Origin of the sequence: Corynebacterium sp. MSK008, assembly GCF_030232585.1 — a bacterium.
GTDB lineage: Bacteria > Actinomycetota > Actinomycetes > Mycobacteriales > Mycobacteriaceae > Corynebacterium.
Genome location: NZ_JASPJX010000007.1, coordinates 150,113 through 157,595, shown reverse-complemented (window position 1 = coordinate 157,595; position 7,483 = coordinate 150,113). Strand labels below are relative to the sequence as shown.

Annotated in this window: 9 protein-coding genes and 1 pseudogene; 3 read left to right on the top strand and 7 right to left on the bottom strand. The window is 64.6% G+C overall.

The window, feature by feature from the left end; translation table 11 throughout:
• Window positions 1-76 precede the first annotated feature (76 nt).
• From QP996_RS07670 to QP996_RS07660, 3 genes and pseudogenes are all read right to left on the bottom strand, one after another.
• Window positions 77-214, bottom strand: a pseudogene (locus QP996_RS07670) (IS481 family transposase); the annotation flags it as partial.
• A 235-nt stretch (window positions 215-449) separates the two neighbouring features.
• Entirely contained in the window at window positions 450-803 is a 354-nt protein-coding gene (locus tag QP996_RS07665) for a hypothetical protein (RefSeq protein ID WP_284872034.1), read from the bottom strand.
• Window positions 804-1,050: 247 nt separating this feature from the next.
• The gene (locus tag QP996_RS07660) at window positions 1,051-1,635 is read right to left on the bottom strand and encodes a hypothetical protein (RefSeq protein ID WP_284872032.1); all 585 of its coding nucleotides are present in this window, start codon (window positions 1,633-1,635) and stop codon (window positions 1,051-1,053) included.
• Window positions 1,636-1,673: 38 nt separating this feature from the next.
• Here QP996_RS07660 and QP996_RS07655 point away from each other — a divergent pair, with 38 nt between their 5' ends.
• Both QP996_RS07655 and QP996_RS07650 read left to right on the top strand, forming a co-directional pair.
• A complete protein-coding gene (locus QP996_RS07655; RefSeq protein WP_284872031.1) occupies window positions 1,674-2,369 on the top strand; it encodes a TVP38/TMEM64 family protein in 696 nt (231 codons plus the stop codon).
• 176 nt (window positions 2,370-2,545) lie between these two features.
• Window positions 2,546-3,115, top strand: a complete 570-nt coding sequence (locus tag QP996_RS07650; protein WP_284872030.1) for a MarR family transcriptional regulator — start codon at window positions 2,546-2,548, stop codon at window positions 3,113-3,115.
• On the opposite strand, the gene QP996_RS07645 is transcribed toward QP996_RS07650, so the two are convergent.
• The 3 genes from QP996_RS07645 to QP996_RS07635 are packed head-to-tail and all read right to left on the bottom strand — an operon-like array spanning window position 3,087 to window position 5,642.
• On the bottom strand, window positions 3,087-4,349 hold the full coding sequence (locus QP996_RS07645; RefSeq protein ID WP_284872029.1) for an SPFH domain-containing protein: 1,263 nt from the start codon (window positions 4,347-4,349) through the stop codon (window positions 3,087-3,089). The genes QP996_RS07650 and QP996_RS07645 overlap by 29 nt on opposite strands.
• A complete protein-coding gene (locus QP996_RS07640; protein ID WP_284872028.1) occupies window positions 4,350-4,778 on the bottom strand; it encodes an NfeD family protein in 429 nt (142 codons plus the stop codon).
• Window positions 4,779-4,799: 21 nt separating this feature from the next.
• A complete protein-coding gene (locus tag QP996_RS07635) occupies window positions 4,800-5,642 on the bottom strand; it encodes a DUF3097 domain-containing protein (RefSeq protein WP_284872027.1) in 843 nt (280 codons plus the stop codon).
• A 40-nt stretch (window positions 5,643-5,682) separates the two neighbouring features.
• On the opposite strand from QP996_RS07635, the gene QP996_RS07630 reads away from it, so the two are divergent.
• Window positions 5,683-6,435: an Rv1486c family protein gene (locus tag QP996_RS07630; RefSeq protein ID WP_284872026.1), complete on the top strand. Its 753-nt coding sequence runs from the start codon at window positions 5,683-5,685 to the stop codon at window positions 6,433-6,435.
• On the opposite strand, the gene QP996_RS07625 is transcribed toward QP996_RS07630, so the two are convergent.
• Window positions 6,432-7,469: a ferrochelatase gene (locus QP996_RS07625; RefSeq protein ID WP_284872025.1), complete on the bottom strand. Its 1,038-nt coding sequence runs from the start codon at window positions 7,467-7,469 to the stop codon at window positions 6,432-6,434. The two genes, QP996_RS07630 and QP996_RS07625, sit on opposite strands and share 4 nt — an antisense overlap.
• Window positions 7,470-7,483: the final 14 nt, after the last annotated feature.

Here is a 7,483-nt window from a genome sequence, read left to right as displayed (position 1 = left end):
CCAACTAGCCGTGGCTTACCCCGACCGATTCGCGGACTACTTGTAAACCAAGCCCCCGCACACAAAGAATCGGACACTCTCGGTGGCGCTGTTGCAAGGTCCGAATCCAGCGGGTAGTCACACCGAAATGCTCGGCGGCTTCGACTTGAGTCATGCCCGTGACTTCCATGGTTTCGATGATGATTTTCGGTGCTGGTTTGTCTGCCTTCGTCATTGATTAAGCATGGCGGAACGATGTCTCGAGAGATGGCTTTTCACGCTCGCGGGGCACTTCCCGCACAGGGTGCGCCCACCGGAACGATGTGGTGAGACATCCCCGCAGCTGGCACCGGAACGATCTCATGAGACATGCGGAACGATGTCACCGAACCAGACACCCCTCCGGGCACCACCGGAAAACCCCGTCGCAGATCTTGCGGCGGGGTGATTTTAATTTTTCCGGCCCACAGCTACGTCCAGCCGGGCCCGTTCATCGAGCCGATCGATCCCCCACCGAGACCATCCGTGCCCGGATGCTCAAACTCGAAGTGCCGGTCCAGCGCCACAACGAACACAAACCCGAGCGCGGCGAGCACAAGAAGCACCGCAAGCAGGTGGTACTCCGAAATGGACCCTTGCACTAACGGTCCCACGATGAACACAGTGGCCAGTTGGCTCGCGGGAGACAAACCGCCCGCCGGAACCAACGCCGCGCCAAAGATCCACGCCTTCTCCGTCCGCGCAGCCAAATAGGCCCACGCGAAGCCAAGCAGGGTGAATCCGGGCCCGAAGATGCCCAGCAGCATATTGGCGAACTCGCTCATCCCAGGTGTCTCCGATTGGGGTGCGGACACTATCCCGGGTACCGCGACTGCAACCACCACGAGTGCGCAGGCAGCCACAGTGCGCGCTGTCTGCTTTCCCCCAGCGCGCACGGCCGCCATGCACCCGACAATCACGGCCACTGCCCTTGCAGCAATAGCCAGCTGGACGGATTCGTCATCGACCCACAGCACCACGATTGCGAGAAGCAACGAAAGGAGAAACAGCACAACTGGGATGTTGTCGTGCTCAGTTTTGCACATCCGGCATCATCACCTTTGTCTGTGCAGCTGGGCGACGGTTCTCGGTTCCACGGTTGAGCACTACAATGAGCAGGAAAAACGCAACGGCGAAGGCGATTACCACTGCTACCCAGATGTACCCGAACAGCGGGGTTCCCCAAAGCAGGTGGGCCACATGAACCATGAGTTTGTGTGGCGCAGCGACCAACACGACGGCGAGCACCACCGCCGCAATGTACGGCCACGGCTTGCTGGAACGCGCAGTGAGATACGCCCAGGACATGGCCAAGAAGGAGACGGCGGGTCCGTATATCCCGATGACGATTGCATAGCCGGCGGGCTCCGCTTTCAGTATCGGGAGGATCCACGGTGTCGCGACTGCCACAACGACGAACCCGCAGGACACCGTTGTTCGCGCGGCGCCGCCCGTTGATACCCCCGCAGCCGCTATGCACCCAGTGACGAGTGCGCTGCCGTAAAACACCAGCGACAGAACTATCGGCCCATAGGTCACCCCGATTCCAAGGAATGTCAATATCAGTGAAAGTAGAAACAGGCCGACGGACGATGCATAGCGTTGATTTGAGCTCATGAGCCCCCCTCCTCAAGTTGGTTCCAGGCTACAGCCCGATGGAAGATAGCGTGGTGAATCGTTTGCGGAAGGCACCCCGGAACCGGATCGCACTCATCGTTGCGGCCGGTGCGTTGTTCGTCGCAGCATGGATGCTTCTCGACGTTCCCCCGCTTTCGACCTTGCGCACCTGGTCTGATCAGACCGGTGCCTGGTTCCCCGTCCTGTTCTGGCTGCTGTACGTGCTGATCACCCAGTTCCCCATCCCGCGGACCCTGATGACGGTTTCCGCCGGCATCCTGTTCGGCACCGGCCGCGGGATCCTTATCGCACTGACAGCCACGACGGTCAGCGCAATCATTTCTCTCCTCATCGTCCGGACGCTGCTGCGGGACTGGGTGGAGCCGCGCCTGACGCACCCGGCCGTGGAAAACATCAACCGGCGGCTTGAAGAACGTGGTTGGTTGGCCATCTTGAGCCTGCGCATGATCGCGGCCGTGCCGTTTTCCATCATGAACTACGCCGCGGCGCTCACCCGTGTGCCCGTCGCCCCGTTCGCACTGGCGACCCTGGTGGGTTCTGCGCCCGGCACGATCCTGGTCACCCTGTTCGGCGACACGCTCACCGGCGATGCGGACCCGGTGTTCGTGGCGATCATGGCGGTGCTCGCTGTCATCGGCGTCGCGGGGCTGTTGCTGGACGCGCGTCTGCCCACCCGCTCACCTGATCGTCTAGCAACCACTGATCCCCGCTAGACGAACAGCCCGCTATCGACACTCGCATTCAATATCACCTGGGAAAATGTCGAGCTCAATTCCGAATCGTCTAGCAGACTGAAGCAAACCGCTAGACGATCCGGCTGTAGGGCTCGGCCCCACTGGTTACGTGTCGGAGTCAAGCCCCAAGAGTAGACCGGAGTACGCTACGGCCCATGATTGCCGTGCATGCGAGATACCGGGGCCGCGAGAAGGCCCGCGCCACCGTGGTGGAGCGCTCCGCCGAGGCGCTCAGTGGTCTGCCCGGTGTTGCAGGCTTCGAGGTGCTCGGGGTGGAAGACATCCGCTCGAAGGTCGACGATGCCGAGGCTGCGCTGAACCTCATCATGGCGCTGCTTTCGGACGGCAACTGGGCCATCGGGCTCGGCATCAGCGACGGCGAGAGCTCCACGCGCGACGCTTCTACCACCGCGACGAAGGCTGTCGGGACAAGGGCGGGCCAGGTGCGGGTGATCGTCGATAGGCAACATGCGACGACTGAAGCCGCGGACATCGCTGCGACCTTCGCGCTGATGGCGCACGTGCTGCACAAGCGCACCTACGAGGGTCGCGAGGCGACGTCGCTGGTGCGACGCGGCATGAACCAAAATGAGGCCGCCGCAACCCTGGGCATCTCCAAGCAGGCGATGAGCCAGCGGTTGCAGGCGGCCGGGTGGCCCGCGGAACAGGCCGGGTGGCAGCTAGCGCTGAATTTGATTACTCGGGCTGCTGGTCAGGGCGAGTAACGGGTCGCGAGACCGGCTCGGACACGTCAGTGTCGCGGCCGAAATCCTGCTCGAAGCCGGTCTGCTGCGGTTCGACCGCGGTGATCTCGCGGCGGGTCGAGGCAGTGCTCTCGCCGGCCGAATCCTGGGTCGGGTCCGGGTCATCCACATGCTTGTTGGCCACCGCACGCGCCTCGGCGAGTGCCTTCGCCAGCTCCGGGTCGGTGGAGGTGTCGAACCAGCGGTCGGTGTTGCCGGACTCTGCGAGTTCGCGGTCCTGATCGGTCGGAGTCTCCGCCTCGTAGCGGAACACACCGTCGTCGTCCTTGTTGGCGAATGCGCGGGCGAACTGCTGCAGGGAGTCGCCGAACTGGGACGGGATCATCCACATCGTCGCCGCGTCGTTGTTGGCGATCTTCGGTAGCTGCTCAAGGTACTGGTACGCCAGCAGCTCCGGGGTGACGCCGGAGGACTTGATTGCGGCGTTGACCTTCTGGATCGCGCGGGCCTCACCCTGCGCGGCCAGGTACTTAGCGGCGCGCTCACCTTCGGCGCGCAGCATCATCGCCTGACGCTCCGCCTCAGCCGCGAGGATAGCCGCGTGCTTCTCGCCTTCGGCGGAGAGGATGCGCGCCTGCTTCTCACCCTCTGCGGTCTTGATGTCGGACTCGCGCTTACCTTCAGCAGTGAGAATCATGGCGCGCTTTTCGCGGTCCGCCTTCATCTGCATCTCCATGGACTGCTGGATGGACGGCGGCGGATCAATCGCCTTCAGCTCCACTCGGCTGATGCGCAGGCCCCACTTGGCGGTGGCCGCGTCTAGCTCGCCGCGCAGGCGGCGGTTGATGGTTTCGCGCGAGGTCAGCGTCTCTTCGAGCGTCATGCCGCCGACGACGTCGCGGAGCGTGGCCACAGAAATCTGCTCCACGCCCACGAGGTAGTTGTCCACGCCGTAGATCGCCTTGGCCGGGTCGTTGATCTGGAACGTGACCACGGTGTCGATCGCCACGGTCAGGTTGTCCTGCGTGATCACGGCCTGCGGCGGGAAGGACACCACGCGTTCACGAGTGTCCACGCGCTGACGCACGCGGTCGATATAGGGCACGAGGAACGTCAGTCCGCCGGATGCGGTGCGGGTGTAGCGGCCGAGGCGCTCAATAACCGCCGCTTCGCCTTGCGGGATCAGCTTGATTGACGCGGTGAGAATTGCCACCACCAGCGCGATGATGACGAAGAATGTGATAAACCCTCCCATTTAGGGCTCCTTCCACACGACAGCGACGGGGCCGTCAATATCGTATACGGTCACGCGGGATCCCGCCGGGATGGTCTCCGCCGGGTCGAGGCCGCGGGCGGACCACAGGGAGCCGTCGAAACGCACCTGCCCCTTGCCGCCCACGATGTCCTCGACCACCTCGGCTGTGCTGCCCACGAGCGCCCGCGGCGAATCGTCCAGCACCAGCGGCTTCTCCATGCGCCGGCGCAGCGTCGGGCGCAGGAAGAACCAGAACAGTGCGGACGAGACGGCGAACACGGTGACTTCCGCCCACGCGGGCACGCCGCCGAGCGCCACAAGCGCGGTGATCAGCGCGCCCGCGCCGAGCATGAGCAGCGTCAGCTCGCCCACAGTCAATTCCAGAAGCGCCAACAGCGCCGCGGCTAAAAACCAAAGCAAAGGTCCCACGTGACGTACCTTACATGTGTTCTAGAGATCGTTTTTGGATAATTCCGGGTTGGTGACGAAGTCCACCAACCGCTCAACTGCGCCGATGAGCGTGGAATCCAGGTCGCGGAAGGTGCTCACTGAGGACGACACGCGCCGCCACCCTTCCTTCGGGTCCGACCACCCCAGACGGCGGCACACCCCGGTCTTCCAGTCCTCACCGTAGGGCACCTCCGGCCACGCGGGAATACCCACGCTAGACGGCTTCACTGCAGCCCAGATGTCAACGTAAGGGTGGCCGGTGACCAGCACGTGCGGGCCGACGTGTTCCACCAGCCGGGATTCCTTCGTGCCTTCGATCAGGTGGTCCGCCAGCACGCCGATGCGCCGGCCGGGTCCGGGCTGGAACTCGTCTAGGCGCTCCTGCAGGTTGTCCAGGCCTTCCAGGTACTCCACCACCACGCCCTCGACGCGCAGGTCGTGGCCCCACACCTGCTCCACAATCGCGGCGTCGTGGATGCCCTCCACCCAAATCCGCGACGGCATGGCGACTTTGGCCTTGACGTTTTCCACCTTGCGCGAACCCGAGTTGGAGCGCTTCGGCCCGTCGTTGCGCGGTGCGACGTAGCGGGTCAGCGTCACGCGCTGGCCTTCCACCATGAACGCGCCAGGGAGCATCTTGAACAGGCGCTGCGTGCCGTAGCGGTCCTCCAGGCGCACAAAGTCGCCGTCGTAGGTGCGCTCGAACCCGACGACAGCGCCGACGAAGTCGTTTCCCACGATCTCCACGATGATGCCGGGTTCCGCCGGCATCTCCGGGTAGGTCGGGCGCTTCGTTCGCGCGTGTCCGCTGAAAATGTCTCCGCTGTACCGGCTATCTCCCATAATGCGTCCGCATTGTATCGGTCCCGTTACACTGGCCCGGATGCACACGCGCGCCGAAGTCTATTCGCCCCTCCAGAACACCGCCGTTTGGCTGGCGGCCTGGCTCTACAACGTCGAATCCGCCGACGACACCGTCGACGCGCTCACGGACCTCGGAGGCGTGCATTCGTACGGCAGCCTGCCCATGGCGCATTTGCTTCACGACGTCCGCTCCGCCGCCGACCTCACCACCCCCGGCCCAGCAATCAGACTCATCCTCTGGGGCCCGGGCCAGGCGCCACGGCTGCGGGCGGGTTCCCCCGCGATGGAGGCGCTGACCCAGGCCGGCGCGCTGGTCGTGCGCGGGGCCAGCATGCACCACATCCTGGTGCCGGAGTATGCGGGTAGCGGCGTGAACTGGCGCTGGTTCGAAGACCCGGAGCCGCTGCCGGAGCCGGAGTGGCTGTCTCCTGGCGAGGCGGATCAGCTGCTCTCCCGCGCCACCGACCAGGCGGCCGTGCTGATCGAGGCAGCCGGCGGCACCCGAAAGGATCTGCCCAACCCGCGGCTGGCGGTGGGCACACTCGCGGACTTCTACGACACCCCGGGGCTTCCCGCCGGTGTGACCCCGCGCGCGGCGAAACTCTTTGCGCGCGCGGACCGCGTGGCGGCGACGATTGAGACGGTTACCGACCGCCTGGACGACCACTCCTTCGACCCGCAGCTGTTCGCGCTCTGGCGCCACGTCCGCTCCGCCCGCATGGCGGGTGTCGCCGATGCGGTGGTGGACTACCAGCGCGAGTGGGCGCGCTAGCGGCCCGGCCGCTTCACCGGGGCGCAGCACCCTTCCTTGCACGGCGCGCCATTCACGGTGCAGCCCTGTACCGTGACTGAAGACAAGGTTTTAGGCTTGACCTCCGCGCCGACGGCCTCGACGATATCGACCACCATGCCAGCGAACGCGGGTTCGAGCCCAACGGTCGGGGTGCGCTCTAGGGTCACTCGCATCTCCTCGCACGCCTGCTTCAGCTCTGTGTCGAGGTCCCAGACAACCTCCATGTGGTCGGTGATAAACCCGATAGGCACGCAGATGAGGTGCTCCATGCCGTCGCGCTGAAGTTCCTGGGCGCGGTCCACCACGTCCGGTTCGAGCCACGGCGTCGCGGGGTTTCCGGAGCGCGACTGCCACACCACTTCAAAGCTGTCTACGCCTGCGTGCTTTGCGACGAGCTTCGCCGCCTCCGCAACCTGCCTCGAGTACAGGTGCTGGTCTTGCGGCCCGCCGGAGTTCTCGTCCGCCGCGTTGGGCACGCTGTGCGCCGTGAAGAGCACGCGGGTGTCGCCGATTGCCTTCTCCACGGCCGCGCGCAAACCCTCTGCCACGAGCTCGACGAATGTCGGGTGCCCGTAGAACTGCCAGAGCTTGGTGTAGGTGATCTCCGGCGTGACCTCCCGGATTTTCTGGATGTCCTCGTCGTACTGCCGGCATGCTGAATACCCGCCCCAGGCACTGGTGGCGAAGACGAGGACGTTCCTGTGGCCGTCGTCAAGCAACTGCTTCGCAGTGTCCTCGGCGAACGGGTGCCAGTTGCGGTTGCCGAAGTAGACGGGCAGGTCGATGCCGCGTGCCGACAGCTCGGCCTCGATGTTGGCTATGAGCTCGCGGTTTTGCCCGTTGATGGGGCTGACGCCGCCGAAGTGGAAGTAGTGCTCGCCGACCTGTGCCAGCCGCTCGCGCGGGATGCCGCGCCCGCGCGTGACGTTCTCAAGAAAAGGAATAACCTCGCCCTCCCCCTCGGGGCCGCCGAAGGAAAGGACGAGGAGTGCGTCGTAGTCGTTGAGAGCCATGCCCTCGAGCTTAT

Coding starts and splice junctions, on each gene's coding strand:
- QP996_RS07665 (WP_284872034.1), bottom strand. CDS start 803: ATGAGCGAGTTCGCCAATATGCTGCTGGGCATCTTCGGGCCCGGATTC.
- QP996_RS07660 (WP_284872032.1), bottom strand. CDS start 1,635: ATGAGCTCAAATCAACGCTATGCATCGTCCGTCGGCCTGTTTCTACTT.
- QP996_RS07655 (WP_284872031.1), top strand. CDS start 1,674: ATGGAAGATAGCGTGGTGAATCGTTTGCGGAAGGCACCCCGGAACCGG.
- QP996_RS07650 (WP_284872030.1), top strand. CDS start 2,546: ATGATTGCCGTGCATGCGAGATACCGGGGCCGCGAGAAGGCCCGCGCC.
- QP996_RS07645 (WP_284872029.1), bottom strand. CDS start 4,349: ATGGGAGGGTTTATCACATTCTTCGTCATCATCGCGCTGGTGGTGGCA.
- QP996_RS07635 (WP_284872027.1), bottom strand. CDS start 5,642: ATGGGAGATAGCCGGTACAGCGGAGACATTTTCAGCGGACACGCGCGA.
- QP996_RS07630 (WP_284872026.1), top strand. CDS start 5,683: ATGCACACGCGCGCCGAAGTCTATTCGCCCCTCCAGAACACCGCCGTT.
- QP996_RS07625 (WP_284872025.1), bottom strand. CDS start 7,469: ATGGCTCTCAACGACTACGACGCACTCCTCGTCCTTTCCTTCGGCGGC.